The organism is Polynucleobacter sp. es-MAR-4, from assembly GCF_018882055.1.
GTDB lineage: Bacteria > Pseudomonadota > Gammaproteobacteria > Burkholderiales > Burkholderiaceae > Polynucleobacter.
On the sequence record NZ_JACVPF010000002.1, the window covers coordinates 123,250 to 137,065 of the forward strand.

Below are 13,816 nucleotides of genomic sequence, written 5' to 3' on the forward strand. Positions count from 1 at the left end.
AGGAAGCAAGCTAGGAATTTATTATTTTGTCATGGATATGTGGGGTCATTTCACCGCACCGTGGGCTCTATTAAAAATATGTTTCGCATACCTAGTAATCTCGTACGCACATAACTTCATGTAGCCATCAATAGATATTGAGTTCATAACAAATTTAGGCGCCGTGAAAATCAAATTTAAAAGTCCCATGTTGGGGTTATTTCTACAATGCAAGCGCCAGACATAAAAATAGATATGGAAATATCCACCTCTTGACTTCGTCAGAAAATCAAAATACTTTTGGTCCGACTTTGTCCAAGATAAAGCGGATAAATCCTGAACAACTGACTCTGGCAGGTTTATATATTTTTCGCGATTTAAAAAGAGAAGCATACTCTGAACAACATATTCAACTTTTAATAGCTGAACAGTTTTAAAAAAGTAGTTCCATCTAAAATCTAATGTTTGATTAAGGAGGGTGCTGGCATCTGGGATCCACCTAATCAATGGCACCGGACTGAATTTATGGCAGTGTAATAAAGTATGGATCAGCTGATCTTCAGGACAAAGTCTGGATGCCAAAAAACCATTCGCGGCAAGCATCTGGGGTTGAAAGTTGACAAATGAATGATCAAATGGAGTATCGCTGAGAACTCGCCAATGAAGATCAATATTCACTTGGTCTGCATTAACAAAGGATGTTGCATGAATATATTCAAATTTACGATCCTCAAAGTGATAAAGCTGTTTCCAGCCTAAATTGCACAGCAGTTCCATTGCAGCTTTAGCCCGGTCCCTGGAAATAAGAATATCCATATCACCCACTACGCGAACTCCAGGATCGCAGTAGTAACTTGAAATCATCGCTGCGCCCTTAAGCAAGGTCACATTGATGCCTTCATGGTCAAAGGCTAGCAAGACCTTTCGCAGGGCATGTAAGCTTAAGTTATTAGCACTCCATGTATGCCGATATACGCTTTTGGCAACCTGAATTTCCTCGCCCTGAAGATCGCGAAACCGCTTGTAAATCATAGGGGTAATGGATGTTGCACTGTAGTCGATCGATTGAATATCGACTGAATTGCAAAATTGATCCCAATAAGATCTTGCCCTATCTTTGTCGGATATCAATACCGCTTTGAGCAACAAAGATTGCACTGCATCTGGCCAGCAATTAGCAAGATTATTCATAGTTAAAATCCTCCCGAGGAGGCCCTCCTTCGAACCAAGCTGGCCTTGAGAATCCTGAGGTATGCCTGTCGGTCATAAGCTTCCGCCTGTCGCCCCATGTTTGTTTTATGAATTCTTCGATGAAGCAATACATCATCCATCATTTGGATAGGAAGCTTTTTTTCCTGCGCACGAAGGTACCAGTCAACAAATTCTCCTACCTGATTGATCTCAAAAAACCCACCAACCTCATTGAAACGTGATCGACTTAGAAGCAAGGTTCCAGCTATAAAACCGGGCATCGATTCATCCGGAACGCGAAGCCTTAAACTCTCTTCTTCAGTCAAGGTGGGGCAAATAAATTGTCTAACATTAGTAAACACGAGCGGATCCTCGCTTGATGATGCGATCAACTCCATTTGTCTAGTAAGCTTGCAGGGCTCCCAACAATCGTCATGATCAATAAAGCTGAGGTAATCACCATTTGATGCCTGCACACCAGCATTCCGCCCCGCACCCAACCCCTTATTCACTTGAGTTATTAATAGCAACCTATCGGCATAAGCCTCAATTATTTGCGCAGTATGATCTGTAGAGCCATCATTGACCACCACCAATTCAACATTGGGATAGTCCTGAGCAAGAACAGTATCGATAGCTTCTCGTACGTAATTTTGCCCATTGTATACAGACAGAATGACGCTAATTTTTGGAAAACTGCTCATTCTTCTCTCTCCGCAAAATTAGCGACCGCTTAATCACTCTTAATATTTCATTCTGAGATTTTGAAACGTTGTAGGAATCATTATGGCCGTGTATCCTTTTCTCTACAACTACACAATCCACCATCCCAACAGATACACCATTTTGATGTGCATTAAAAAACCAATCAACGTCGCTTGCCATTAAAAAATTGGTGTCGAAGCCTCCCGAAGCATTAAACATATCTCGACGCACCATCAGTGCACTGGGTAGATAGCCCGGCAAAGCTCTGCGAATAAATGACTCCTTTAGCCAATGGGGCTTATCGACTCCTGGCTCTAAAAATATGCTCTGCAAACCTATAACTGCACCCTTATCTGGGTTTTTATTCAGGTAATCAAGCTGCATCTCAGTTTTATGCGCCAACCAAACATCATCCTGATCCAGGAAAGCGACAAAATTTCCAAGCGACTGATTAACGCCTAACTGGCGAGCAGCCCCCACATTCGCAGTCTCAGTGCGAATGTATCTAACCCCATGAAATTTAGAAACGAAAGATTCCGTTCTATCAGATGAACCGTTATCTACCACCAATATTTCAAGTGGTTTTATAGTCTGCCTCAATGCACTCTCAATAGCCTCGCATATATAAAGTTCACCGTTATACGCAGGGATAATTACGCTAACACTTAATTCGTTCATAACCTTATTCTCCCTTGTACATTGCAATGTAGCCTTTAGCCATGACCTCAAGAGTGAAGAAGTCAATTGCGCGTCGGTAACCCTTTAGACCCATTTCAGAAATGAGGTGGGGCTCATCAGAAAATTGGGCTATCGCCTTGGCTAGATCTGAAGGGTGATTGGGCATTACCAGCATTCCAGTTTCACCATGCACAACAACCTCTTTTAGCCCTCCCACATCACTCGCAATCACAGGCCTACACCGTAGCGCTGCCTCAACTGCAACTAAACCAAAAGACTCATAGGTTGATGGCATAAGCACAATGCTACTTTGATCAATTATTTCGTCAATCTTATGTGGCGGCAGATAATCCAGAAGCTTCACTCGATGCTGCAATCCAAGCGCCTCGGTCAATTCAAGAAGTTTAGTGTAAAGCGGCCCGCCGCCAACAATAGTCAAGCTTAAGCTTGGGTATCGATGCTGCAACAAAGCCAAGGCATGCAATGCCGTATCAAATCCTTTTTCTACACTCAATCGGCCTATACAAAGCAAATTATTAAAAGATTCAACAGGCATCTTCGGCTGAATCGAAGAAATCTGCGATCCGTTGTAGATTAGCCTGATATCCGCATGCGAAAGACTTCCGAACCGTAACGCGTCCACAAGGGAATGCGATACAACGCTGACGGCGGAACACATCGACCACAATCGGCGGCACGCTAAAGTCTTATAGTGTGGCTGCTCCAAGAGGCCATGAACAGTCAAAAAAAAAGGAATTGACAAATTTTCTGCTACACGAAACTGATAAAACGCCATCGACTCGTGCCAACCATGAACATTTACCAAATCCGCCTTAAATCTTATGAGGGCATCTGTCGCCGATTGAATTGCCTTCTTAATTAGGGGCAATTGCTTAGCAAATAAAGCATGTGAAAATGGGAGTCGAATAATCTCCACTCCATCAACTTGATCCTTGGATTCAAGGCCTTTTTGCGATGCATCGGTTATCACTAATACGCTATGCCCCTGACGCATCAACTCACAAGCTAGATTGTGAACCAGGCGCTCAATTCCTCCGATATAAGGGTAATAATTGGTCGACCAGAGCACGACTCTCATGGCCGTGTCCCAGACAATAAAGCCTTGATAGCCTCCACATTAGACATTCGATCACGTCCCAGCTGCATTTGGTAGTGCGGCAATAACTTAGAAAACTGCCGAAGAAGGAAAACAGTTTTTTGATCAAAGAATGGCAGCTGTTGAATGGTGCTAAAAGATAGATTCTTCAAGCTAGTCCCTATATCGGACTCAAAAATTTTCGGCTTTAATTCGTCGCCTACTGAAAGCGATATGATTGCACTTGCTTGCGACTTCGCTTTGATGCGTTCCGGAAAAATATCTTTATAAAAAAGTAGTGATTTTTCCGAGGGATCTGATGATTCATTAACTACAAAACGTTCGTACTCAGGGTAAAACCGTCTGGTCTGCGGTGTCCATTTGGCAGACTGATAGACACTATGCACCATTGAGTCTTTGCCTGGAGTTAAGAGGCAGTAGTCTTCGCCCAAATAATTCAACCCCTCGAGTACGCAAGATAGTGTTGTAGTGGTTTTTCCACTCCCACCTTTTCCAGCAAGAAGCACGCACTTAGTCTCATCACCCACCGCTCCGACATGGGTGAGCTGAGAGCCGCGACTGCGTAACCAAGCCCCAAGAATTACCTGCAAAGGCGAACCCCTAACCCACCATGGCAAAGTCTGCGCATCCCTAACTATGTAATAGGCTAAATTTTCTTCAAGGTTAAGGAAACTCAGGGCCCCAATGCTATCAAAATAATGGAAATGGTAAGCACCTTCAGAGTACCCTCTGTAACCGTTGGAATGCAATTTTCTCCAATCCAAGGGGGGCAACGGGAGCTGCTGCTCCTTGCTATCCCATACTCGAATCGTAAGCTCAGGGGCCACATCTGGAATGGACAGATGCGCAAAGGCCTCGGTCAGCATCAACCTTAAGCTCTGGCCAGCAAAATGCAGACAAAGCCTGCTATCCCCCAATTGGTAGGTGCAAATTGATTTGTCAGACAATAGCTCCCAACTACTATTAAATGCCGAGAATGATCTTGCTATTTGATTCAAATACGATCCTAAAATTAGTCCGTAGATCGGCTAGGCCAACCCTGATCATCTACCTCATGTACAGGATCAAGCATGAGTAGATCTTTCATTTCGTCATATTTTTCGAGAACAGGTGGTTCATATTCTTCTGGATAGTGAATTTGCTCCAGAGCTAATGCCGGTAAACCATCAGGAGACTCAACCAATAGATTCTCCTTACATACATCCTCTACAAATTGCATCAAAGAGAGTTTTAATTCTTTGTTGGCCGATGGATAACGCTCCATCAAAAATGATTCAGTTGAATCCTGCGTATTCCCAGCAACCAAAAGCTCCCAAATAGGAATCCCCAACCCGCGGGCACTATAGTAAATACCAGAATCTAAGTTTGCTATGATGATCTCATCATCTAAGTATTCATGCACTACAGCCGTGCCAGGTATCTTGAAACTACGACTAGACATGAGCAAATCCTATGTTTGATTATTAAAGGGAGAAACTACTTTTAACTCCAAATTGTCCACTTAATTGATGATGAATTCAACCAACCCCTACAAAACTGCAAGCCCTTTTTATATATTGCCAATTTCGTTCACTAAATTTTGGCTTAACATGCTGGCTAATAAGTAGCTTTATTACCCTACCCACTATCTCGGTAGCGCTAAATTCTCTACAGAACCGCCACACGTTATGTCGGTTAGTTAATATTTCTAGAGCAGTTAAACGATAGATATATGGAATTTTAAGTTGCTTCGGATAACTAGCTTGAAAAAATTGCTTGTCGCCCAGAATCGATCCTGAGTCGAAAAATGTTCGGATAGCTTGCGCAGGATCGTAACCCAGATAGCGCGCATAATCTACCCAAACATTGGGACGCATATCAGCCTCTACCAAGTAGTGCTTACCACTCCTATAGTCACGCAAGGATGTGATATTTGCAAAACCATGTGCCCCAAGAGCCCGCCCTAATTTCCGCAACTGCTCAAAGACCTCACTAGGAACAGTTGATAATTGAGAATAAGTGCGAATAATCGATGGTCCAAATTGATTGTTCGCAAACGTATTCATAACGGCATAACTGAAGTGAATGAGCTCTCCATCTTGATAAAATGCTGACAAATCAATTGCATCACCGTCAATACGCTGCTGAATTAATAGCGGAAAAGAAAGGGGTTGCCTTAGAAGCTCAGCAATATCATCCCCCTGAAAATATGCAAAGACACCTGCACCTCCAGCGGATATATCATTCTTTAGCAGGACGGGATAAGGAATATTATGTAAAGTAGATGTCAATTCATCAGCATTATTTGCCACAGTAAATTTCGGCGTAAGAATGCCAGAAGACTTAAGCAAATTTGAAAAGGCAATCTTAGTGCCAAGATGACTAAGATTATCTACAGCACAAATCGGCAATAATTTTATTTTAAGTTCATCACTGAGATTAGATTTGGTCAACTCCAGCAATATCTCATCATCGCAAACTATAAATAGATCAAAGGGCAAGTAAGAAAAATTGGCCGCGATAGAGATCAGACTTGCTGAATCAGTAGCATATTGGATTCGACGAACCGATCTAAGTTCATCGCATCTTACATCTGTAGTGATGACATCAACTTCAAATCCCGCTCTATTCAACAGCTTCGGCAAAGCCCTCATCAAAGAAAAGTGATGCCCAATCAGTAAAGCCTGATTTTTCAAGCCTTTACTCACGGTCTCGGTGCCGAGAAATCATCATGCAATTCATGATGACATCGTAGTCCAAATGCCAATGATAGACAACATGAGTACCACATCTTATTTCCTCAGCAAAGCTTTGCCAACTAGAGCTAGCTCAAGTGTTTTATTCATTAACGATAACGTTAATGGACTCTTCAACCTTAAAGCAGTGCGAGATATATGCGTTAATAAATAGCATGGCGGAGAGGGTGGGAGTCTAACCTAACCTGCATAGCCCTGTTCATATGGTTTGACTAACGCATACTACCGTTTATGCTACCGAACCATCAATCCCCACTGAGCTGGTAAATTGCTCCACTCTGCTACTTTACATTGTTCTTAGGCGAGTGTGGCAGCTAGCTTGCGTTCGCCTGTATTCCTGTAAGTACTAGGTGTTGCGGGTGGGTGTTATCTTCCGTTTTTCTTACGCTCAAGGTCATCGAAGTAACCGAATACAAGACCACCAGCGCCCAAAATTCCACCGATAAGTGTGGCATACGCGACCCATTCGCGCCCCTTCACATACTCAAGTGTCATCACCCAAGCGAAGGCAAAGTCCCACACATAACCCATCACCCCGAAGAACATAAATACGGCAGACCACACAAATGCATAAAGCATCCAGTCGTATTTCTGCTTTACACCCTGAAACTTCTGCTGCTCTAATGCGCGCTCTTTATCTATTGCCTCTAACTTATCGTAGTGCTCATCCACTAGCCGAGAGTATTCGTCCATATCGCAATCGGCTTGACTACGCATAGACTGGCTTTGCTCGTCCCATCGTTTTCTCTCCGCGTCGGAAAGCTCTTCATACTTCAGATATACCTCTTCCCATGGTGGACGCGGGAATGTAAATGCCTTCCTCCACCCCTTCTCAAGAGTACGGTTAAGCATGAAGCAACCACTAATGATGAAAATAAAGAGTAATAGAGTCTTACCGAAGTCTGGGTTCTCCTTTGAATACTCCTGATAGAAGTAAGAGACAGTAACCCAAGCTATTGAACCTAATAGTAGGTAGAGCAAGTTCTTGAGGATTGTCTTGTTGTCCTTGGTGAGCAGCTCCTTAATCCAATCCCTGTTAGCCCATGCAACAAATGCAGGCAGCAGGACAGAGAGACCGATTCCTATTAGATGATGCCAAGCCTGCGTAGTATATGAAAAGTAATAGAAGACGCTATAGCCAATTAGGATTAGCCAAGATACTCCAGCAATCAGTAGGAACAAGGCAACGCGGATAACCTTACCCACTCCGGTAGCAGCGTCCTTGTTGGTAGATACCATCGCTACCAGTATTAGCGCGAGGAGTATTGCAATTACGATTTCCATGGGAATCCGTTCTGATAGATTAGCGAGGCTCTTGCCACATGTAGACCTTATCCTCATAGAAGGTTACGACACCTCTATTAGAGTAGTACCAATTGGCAAAGCTACCCCCGTCTAGCCTAACAGGTTCACCCAGTAAACTACGCACATCAGCAGGTGTCATGTCCTTACGCAATGCTCTCCAGTTAGTTAGAGACTTCCAGCCATCTGCTGAGACGGGTTGCTTGGAGGTGGGTTGCGTAGGCGCTGCGGGAGACTCTAATCGAGCTACCCTCTCCTTGAGGTCTTGTACATCCTTCTCAAGCTGGGCAATACGAGCATCCTGAGCATACGCGCCCATCGCTAGAGTAGATAGAAATAGTGAGATTAGAAGCTTATGCATTCGGATTCTGTATTGAGTATAGATTCCATAATGATACCGCTACCGATGGGCTAGAATTACCGTATCTACCCTACTACGGAGACTCCCGTGAGGAAGCTACTACTCCTACTCGCCACCCTATTGACCGCCTGCGCCACCACTGAGAACTACGAGAAGATACTCAGTACGAACATTGGCAAGCCCGAAACAGCACTCGTAGCAGCATGGGGCATACCGACTTCAATGTACGAGAACGAAGGGATACGCTACCTAACTTATACGCAGACAGAGAGTGGGTATATCCCTGGAGTACCCCCCACTGTCTCAACCACCTACATTGGTGGCAAGGCTTACACTCGTAGCGTCGGGGGGTCTCAGGGAGTTGGGTATACCAACACCTGCTCTACTACATTCACAGTGGTGAATAAGATTGTCACAAGCTACAGTTACAAGGGTAACTCTTGTAAGTCGTATTAGTCCCTGACCCTTGTGGTTGGATTGATTCTCTTCGAATAGACGCGTATGGGCTTCATCCGATTAATACCGAGAGAGGTATTTTGAGACGCTTTGAGAGCTTCCTAGCCGATGCCTTAGATAACTCGCGCTCACCACGGAGAAAGGCTGAAAGGTTAGGCTGGGCAATGCAATCTGCAAGGTCTACCTGTTTCAACCCTCTGTCCCGCATCAGATACTTAAGCGCGTCTGACTTTTTGTAACTGGGTAGAGGCTGGTGTGCCTCGTATTCCTCAATGCGGTTAGCCACGCAGTCTCTCCACCTCTTATTTTCTGGAGTACTCGGCAGGTCGTATATCTCCGCGAGTAGGTCTGAATACTCATATAGCTGACGCTTTGAGGTAATAGGAGCGAAGCCAAGATCCCTAGCGAGAGCTAGTGCTTTTTCACCTGACTTAATATTTAATGTACCCATCTGTCATACTCCTTGTGTAAGCCGATTCTCACAATCGTATCCAAATACCTTGTCATTGACCGAACACATTGCCCTGAATACCTCTTCCTCATACTCAGGGTCAATGTGCTCATTCTCAGGCTCAATGAGCTGCCGTTCAATGATTACCCAATCACGGATTATGTAGAGACCGTTGTCGCCGTTGTCGCAATCTAGTGTGTCTATACTCCCGACACCTATAGACAAAGTTCCACCTAGAAAATTAGCGTAGCACTGTACTAGGCGAGCTAACCCGTAGTCATCTGCCCGAACCTTGTATCGCTTCATGCACCTTAGGGCTGCTAGAACGGAGGGTAAGCTGCCATTGTGATGAAGGTAGATTCCAGTGGCTCTGTCGTGGTCTTGAAGAATCACCCCCCTGTTACCCATGACAATTCTCCTCTTTCCACTGACTGTAGAAACCCTTCTTCACAGCGATACTCTCGTAGTAGTCGAGCAGGTCTGGCTGTTGGTTCATTGGTAGCTTAGAGGCTACGGCTGGGATGCCCTCCTTCCGCTGGTTGGTAGTGTGACCAAGATAAGACTGAAGATTCATCACTTGACTACAGCATGAGCAGGTGACCTTGGTGGATGACATAACCTTATTAGGGTCTGCTGCCCAGTACCAACCTGACACAGATTCGCATAGAGCAATCTGTTCTTGAGATAGTGTGCCTGCTTTGTACCCCTTGCGCTGTTCGTCAACCCACCGACCAGCATTCCAGCTATCGATTGATTCTTCTCTATCCAGCTGCCTACCATTCTCTATAGCGAACTGGTTGATGAGGTTGCATCTGTCTGAGTAGCTGATGTGAGCATGGTTGTTAACCTTCGGCTTATTCAGATACTCAAGCATGTCGGGGATGGACTCTAGCGTATCCTTGATGTAACGAGGAAGCTTTCTATCTCCGCGGTAGTAAGCCTCACGGATACGATACTTCGCGTCGTCGAGTTGCGCTGCTAGTGTTCCGTTACCCCCATCACTAGTCAAAGGCAACCTACCATTCACCTCACGATACTTCGCTATCTCTAGCACCTGCGCCCACACATTGTGTAACTCGGTAGCCTCGCTAGCGCGTTGAGCCACCTCTAATCCTGTGAGAGTCTCGGTGTGTACTACGGGGCGCGACTTGCTCTTCCATACTCGCTTACCTAAGCCCAACTTAGCGTAGGTGTCTTCCTTGCTCCGTGCTGAAGCCTCAACCGCGCCCCGTAGGTCGAATACCTTACCCGCTGCCATATTACCTACTAGGTCTACTATCAACGGAGGGTGTGTAGCCTTACCTGAATCTAGGGCGCGACCCATCTGCTGTAGCGCAATAATATGGCTACTAGTCGGGCGGTACATAACCACGGTCGGTGCAGGGGTGTCGGTATGTAATCCCTCGTTGAACATACCTACGGAGATACACACTGTTACTCTGTTACGGTAGTTCTTAGCCTTGTTGATACGCTCTACAGCTTCAGCAGGCGTCACCAAGCCAATATTAGTAGCGTCGTCAGCATAGCTATGCGTCCTCACCATGTTCAGGTTCTTGCCGATAGTACTGTTGGCTAGGTAATTGTGAATCTCATGCGCCTGAGCAATACTCTCTGTGAACAGGTGGCAGGTTGTACCCTTACGACCCTCCACTATTTTCTCCATAGCAGATAGCAAGTCTCCGTATGGGTTCTCTGAGTAGAACTCACGAGCCTCACGAATACGCTGCTGCTGCGCCTCAGGGAACGCAGTCTCATCTACCTCCGCTAGGTTCTCTGCTAGTGCAGGAGCAAGTTCCGATGCGCCGAGTATGTAAGTAGGCTCGGGTAGGATTCCAGAGGTAATAGCATCGGCTAGGTTCAAGCCACGGATGTGAACATCGTAGTTGTTCACCGCGCTACGGGAGTCCATGCGTACCTCCGTCGCGGTTGTACCGATTACTACAGCCTTGGGGTTAGTCTTACGCAGGGCTGCCACACCCTCAGACCACCCAGTGGCGAGACTACGATGCGTCTCGTCTTCCACAATTACGGATAGGTTGGCGGGTAGTTCGCCCCTCTTATTCTTAGACGCTACACCTGCGTAAGATATGTAGTTCAATCCAGTCGCAGTGGTATTGATAAGAGATTCATGCTGATCTAACACTACCTGCGTAGGCGCGAGTACAGCACCCACGATTGTGTAATCCGAACCCTTGAGGTGCTCCACTAGAGCTGCTGTTACATACCGCTTACCCACACCTGTAGCCTGAGTGATTAACACGCTCTTGCCGTCCCTCAGATATGGGAGAGCCTGCATAACCACCGCCCTGTTATGTGGCTTGAGGTCGATTACTGAACGCTGTACGGCATCGTGTAGATTCAACATGGTCTGCAGTTGATCCCCATCTAGTAGGGTTATCTCCTGTCCTAGCGAAGTCCATACACCACGCTGACTTTCTACAGTCTTGTTGTAGCCGTTTAACGCTACTACGATTAGGCGGTCTGTATTGTGCTGCTTATGACCCTGCGCGTCTACCTTAGCTACGATGAGGTGTAGGTCGTCAGGGGTCAGGGGCGCGGAGTATGCCTTCACCTGTATCGCAGTACGAGTGTTGGACGATACATGCTCAACCACAACATCCACACCCCCATCACCCGCTCCGTCTACATACATCGCAGACTCGTGCTGATTGCTGAACAGTGCAGCCACTAGGTGTGCAAGTACAGCACCCTTCTCAGTAGCTGTAGGTTGCTCGGCAATAGTAGTACGGATATCACCTTTGGTATCTAGCAGGTGTTTAACAACAGGTAATGTGTTCATTACACAGTCTCCAATGGTAAGGTTTCCTCAATGTTGAACAGGTAGTAGAGACTGTTGTCGTTGTACGCGTCAGCTAGGCGGTACATGATGTCTTCTACCCAACCATCAGCATCTGCAAAGAAGCTAAAGAGTTCATCGCATACGGTACCAACAAAATCATCCGTATCTGTAGGGGACATATGCTGGATTGCGCGTGGGTTTTTGACGGATAAGTACGCAATACATATGCAACCTGATTTATCTTGTGCTTCAAGACGGAGTACGGGGTTGCTTGGATGTATGGCTGCTGGGTTGACCCAGCTATATTGGTAATCATTACCATCCTCATGGTAGAGGTATAGTGGTTCTCCGATTAACTTCGGTGTTGTATTCATCTTTTATTCCTTGAATTAGTAGCCCCCGTAGGGGCGCAGGGTATTAAGCGCGGAGGCGAACAGGAGCGTTGGCGTTCAGTTCTGCCTGAGCTTCAGGGGTAGCAAGTTCAGCGGATTCAGCTATGAAGTCGTACCCCTCATGAACCCACCCTAGGTAGCAGTTCATTTCGGTGAGGTAGTGAGCGATGTCCTCGGGTTCAGCCGACCCAGTGCAGGAATCGATGAACGCGATTTCAGATTCGTAGAATTGTGCAGTGAACACACGACGAGCGTTGTGAGTAGACATATGGTTGAATAAGTTATTCATGTAAGTTCCTTCGTTTTTCGTAACAACCCATTCAAGATGGGAATGAGAAAAATTAAGCCTCATCTCTTCCGTGTGGGGGTGAATATTTCCCTACTGTCCGCGTGTTCTACGAGAGACCTAAGCTCGTATCAGCATTCCCACCCACTTGTGAATGGTTATTGAATGGGGGCACTGAAAATTGATGTGGGGGCATCAATTTTCTGGTGTGGTCTGAACGGGAATCGGGTTGGTGGGTACGCCACACTTATTCAGCGCGGTGGTAAGTTGATTGATATCTCGCGTAGAGCCTATAACAACCTCACCCGCAACCTCTATCGCGGTAATATCATTGACTTTGCTGTAGAGACGGACGGGGTACACTGAATTTATCTGTTTCGCCAATATGAAACATCCATTCGACCATCCGAGAACAGATCATCTATGTTTACGGAAGTAAATCCCCTACGAGCTAAAGTTCTCATAGCCTTACCCTGTGCATCATTGAGAATTTGCTGAATTCTTCCTGAGGAGAGTCCTACAAAACGAGCGATCGCTATAGGTTCCATAGGTCCAACTTGAGAAATCATCGCGTCTATGGAAACATCATCTATATCGTCTAGGGGGCTGGGTCGGTTATAGGTTCCTCGTGACATAAATAGACTCTCTTTAGATAGACGGATTAAATGTCTTACGCTGCTTCTGGGTGCCTGTTGTTAGCTTGGCGCGGAGATAAAGATGGTTCATCCGCTGCGTGATGCCTGCATTGAATTCGGCGCGCTTCTGTAGCACTTCAGGCGATGGGGTATTCGGCTTCATACGCTCTCCTATTGAATGGTGGCTGCATCCCAATCACTACGGGAACATAGGAACTGTTCACCCGCTGCATGTAATTTCACTGTCTGCTCGCCGATTTCAACCGCGTTGATATACGGGAGCGGTATCAATACACTCTCGTGTAATGCGTTCACGGGATGACATTCAAGTACTTGAATTCGTTGTTGCATTAGATTGCTTTCTCTATTAGGTCGGACAGTTGACGGGCTTGGCTGGTCGGTAGTACTTGCCCTGTAGATTGCCAAATCTCTGCATTGCCAACACGGATAGGGGGGACGATGCCCTGAAGTAGGTTCTGCGCGTCCTGCCTATTGAGTAGTAGATGGTTATCACCAGCAATGGACGCGGATGCCTTTAGTAGGAACTCCTCGTTCTCACAGAGAATCATGCCGATGAGATAGCCCATGTTTGCCGACTCCTGCAATTCCTCAAGGTCGTATCGCTTGAGAGCATTTAGGTCTTCAGCACTCGCGTGTCTGGAGCAGAGACCGTAGCGCACATCCTTCGGGATATCTTTACGCTCTACGAACGAGTTGAACACCTCTAC

Annotated in this window: 18 protein-coding genes; 1 reads left to right on the top strand and 17 read right to left on the bottom strand. The window is 46.0% G+C overall.

Annotation, left to right across the window (positions count from 1 at the left end; genetic code table 11):
* Positions 1-45: 45 nt before the first annotated feature.
* From ICN16_RS06675 to ICN16_RS06740, 14 genes are all read right to left on the bottom strand, one after another.
* Positions 46-1,170, bottom strand: a complete 1,125-nt coding sequence (locus ICN16_RS06675; RefSeq protein ID WP_216135905.1) for a nucleotidyltransferase family protein — start codon at positions 1,168-1,170, stop codon at positions 46-48.
* A gap of 2 nt (positions 1,171-1,172) precedes the next feature.
* Positions 1,173-1,874 (bottom strand): glycosyltransferase family A protein, encoded by a 702-nt coding sequence (locus tag ICN16_RS06680; RefSeq protein WP_216135907.1) that lies wholly within the window; start codon positions 1,872-1,874, stop codon positions 1,173-1,175.
* Positions 1,852-2,553, bottom strand: a complete 702-nt coding sequence (locus tag ICN16_RS06685) for a glycosyltransferase family A protein (RefSeq protein WP_216135909.1) — start codon at positions 2,551-2,553, stop codon at positions 1,852-1,854. The genes ICN16_RS06680 and ICN16_RS06685 overlap by 23 nt, the downstream gene beginning before the upstream one ends.
* Positions 2,554-2,557: 4 nt before the next feature.
* Positions 2,558-3,652, bottom strand: coding sequence for a glycosyltransferase family 4 protein (locus tag ICN16_RS06690; protein WP_216135911.1), 1,095 nt, complete (start codon positions 3,650-3,652; stop codon positions 2,558-2,560).
* The gene (locus ICN16_RS06695) at positions 3,649-4,617 is read right to left on the bottom strand and encodes a hypothetical protein (protein ID WP_216135914.1); all 969 of its coding nucleotides are present in this window, start codon (positions 4,615-4,617) and stop codon (positions 3,649-3,651) included. The genes ICN16_RS06690 and ICN16_RS06695 overlap by 4 nt, the downstream gene beginning before the upstream one ends.
* Positions 4,618-4,682: 65 nt before the next feature.
* A complete protein-coding gene (locus ICN16_RS06700) occupies positions 4,683-5,111 on the bottom strand; it encodes a hypothetical protein (protein WP_216135916.1) in 429 nt (142 codons plus the stop codon).
* Positions 5,112-5,187: 76 nt separating this feature from the next.
* Positions 5,188-6,357, bottom strand: coding sequence for a hypothetical protein (locus tag ICN16_RS06705; RefSeq protein ID WP_216135918.1), 1,170 nt, complete (start codon positions 6,355-6,357; stop codon positions 5,188-5,190).
* 414 nt (positions 6,358-6,771) lie between these two features.
* Positions 6,772-7,689, bottom strand: a complete 918-nt coding sequence (locus tag ICN16_RS06710; protein WP_216135920.1) for a hypothetical protein — start codon at positions 7,687-7,689, stop codon at positions 6,772-6,774.
* Positions 7,690-7,708: 19 nt separating this feature from the next.
* Positions 7,709-8,068 carry a hypothetical protein gene (locus ICN16_RS06715; protein ID WP_216135923.1) on the bottom strand — a complete coding sequence of 120 codons (360 nt, stop codon included), beginning with the start codon at positions 8,066-8,068 and terminating at the stop codon, positions 7,709-7,711.
* A 508-nt stretch (positions 8,069-8,576) separates the two neighbouring features.
* Entirely contained in the window at positions 8,577-8,975 is a 399-nt protein-coding gene (locus tag ICN16_RS06720; RefSeq protein WP_216135926.1) for a type II toxin-antitoxin system HigA family antitoxin, read from the bottom strand.
* 3 nt (positions 8,976-8,978) lie between these two features.
* Positions 8,979-9,281: a hypothetical protein gene (locus ICN16_RS06725; RefSeq protein ID WP_216135929.1), complete on the bottom strand. Its 303-nt coding sequence runs from the start codon at positions 9,279-9,281 to the stop codon at positions 8,979-8,981.
* A gap of 94 nt (positions 9,282-9,375) precedes the next feature.
* Positions 9,376-11,775 carry a restriction endonuclease gene (locus tag ICN16_RS06730; protein WP_216135931.1) on the bottom strand — a complete coding sequence of 800 codons (2,400 nt, stop codon included), beginning with the start codon at positions 11,773-11,775 and terminating at the stop codon, positions 9,376-9,378.
* On the bottom strand, positions 11,775-12,149 hold the full coding sequence (locus tag ICN16_RS06735) for a hypothetical protein (RefSeq protein WP_216135934.1): 375 nt from the start codon (positions 12,147-12,149) through the stop codon (positions 11,775-11,777). The genes ICN16_RS06730 and ICN16_RS06735 overlap by 1 nt, the downstream gene beginning before the upstream one ends.
* Positions 12,150-12,192: 43 nt before the next feature.
* Entirely contained in the window at positions 12,193-12,456 is a 264-nt protein-coding gene (locus ICN16_RS06740; RefSeq protein WP_216135937.1) for a hypothetical protein, read from the bottom strand.
* Between the two features lie 162 nt (positions 12,457-12,618).
* Here ICN16_RS06740 and ICN16_RS06745 point away from each other — a divergent pair, with 162 nt between their 5' ends.
* On the top strand, positions 12,619-12,819 hold the full coding sequence (locus ICN16_RS06745) for a hypothetical protein (RefSeq protein WP_216135940.1): 201 nt from the start codon (positions 12,619-12,621) through the stop codon (positions 12,817-12,819).
* Between the two features lie 282 nt (positions 12,820-13,101).
* Here the strand turns inward: ICN16_RS06745 and ICN16_RS06750 are convergent, their stop codons facing one another.
* From ICN16_RS06750 to ICN16_RS06760, 3 genes are read right to left on the bottom strand one after another with little or no spacing between them, the layout of a single operon-like run.
* On the bottom strand, positions 13,102-13,251 hold the full coding sequence (locus tag ICN16_RS06750) for a hypothetical protein (protein ID WP_216135944.1): 150 nt from the start codon (positions 13,249-13,251) through the stop codon (positions 13,102-13,104).
* Positions 13,252-13,259: 8 nt separating this feature from the next.
* Positions 13,260-13,403 carry a hypothetical protein gene (locus ICN16_RS06755; protein ID WP_216135947.1) on the bottom strand — a complete coding sequence of 48 codons (144 nt, stop codon included), beginning with the start codon at positions 13,401-13,403 and terminating at the stop codon, positions 13,260-13,262.
* Positions 13,404-13,438: 35 nt separating this feature from the next.
* Complete coding sequence (locus ICN16_RS06760; protein WP_216135949.1) at positions 13,439-13,810, bottom strand: hypothetical protein; 372 nt, start codon at positions 13,808-13,810, stop codon at positions 13,439-13,441.
* Positions 13,811-13,816 lie beyond the last annotated feature (6 nt).

Excerpts from the sequence above, each read along its gene's own strand:
- ICN16_RS06690 (WP_216135911.1), bottom strand. The coding sequence starts at position 3,652 with ATGAGAGTCGTGCTCTGGTCGACCAATTATTACCCTTATATCGGAGGA.
- ICN16_RS06715 (WP_216135923.1), bottom strand. The coding sequence starts at position 8,068 with ATGCATAAGCTTCTAATCTCACTATTTCTATCTACTCTAGCGATGGGC.
- ICN16_RS06710 (WP_216135920.1), bottom strand. The coding sequence starts at position 7,689 with ATGGAAATCGTAATTGCAATACTCCTCGCGCTAATACTGGTAGCGATG.
- ICN16_RS06680 (WP_216135907.1), bottom strand. The coding sequence starts at position 1,874 with ATGAGCAGTTTTCCAAAAATTAGCGTCATTCTGTCTGTATACAATGGG.
- ICN16_RS06720 (WP_216135926.1), bottom strand. The coding sequence starts at position 8,975 with ATGGGTACATTAAATATTAAGTCAGGTGAAAAAGCACTAGCTCTCGCT.
- ICN16_RS06730 (WP_216135931.1), bottom strand. The coding sequence starts at position 11,775 with ATGAACACATTACCTGTTGTTAAACACCTGCTAGATACCAAAGGTGAT.
- ICN16_RS06740 (WP_216135937.1), bottom strand. The coding sequence starts at position 12,456 with ATGAATAACTTATTCAACCATATGTCTACTCACAACGCTCGTCGTGTG.
- ICN16_RS06725 (WP_216135929.1), bottom strand. The coding sequence starts at position 9,281 with ATGAAGCGATACAAGGTTCGGGCAGATGACTACGGGTTAGCTCGCCTA.
- ICN16_RS06735 (WP_216135934.1), bottom strand. The coding sequence starts at position 12,149 with ATGAATACAACACCGAAGTTAATCGGAGAACCACTATACCTCTACCAT.
- ICN16_RS06745 (WP_216135940.1), top strand. The coding sequence starts at position 12,619 with ATGGGGGCACTGAAAATTGATGTGGGGGCATCAATTTTCTGGTGTGGT.
- ICN16_RS06700 (WP_216135916.1), bottom strand. The coding sequence starts at position 5,111 with ATGTCTAGTCGTAGTTTCAAGATACCTGGCACGGCTGTAGTGCATGAA.
- ICN16_RS06675 (WP_216135905.1), bottom strand. The coding sequence starts at position 1,170 with ATGAATAATCTTGCTAATTGCTGGCCAGATGCAGTGCAATCTTTGTTG.
- ICN16_RS06685 (WP_216135909.1), bottom strand. The coding sequence starts at position 2,553 with ATGAACGAATTAAGTGTTAGCGTAATTATCCCTGCGTATAACGGTGAA.
- ICN16_RS06750 (WP_216135944.1), bottom strand. The coding sequence starts at position 13,251 with ATGAAGCCGAATACCCCATCGCCTGAAGTGCTACAGAAGCGCGCCGAA.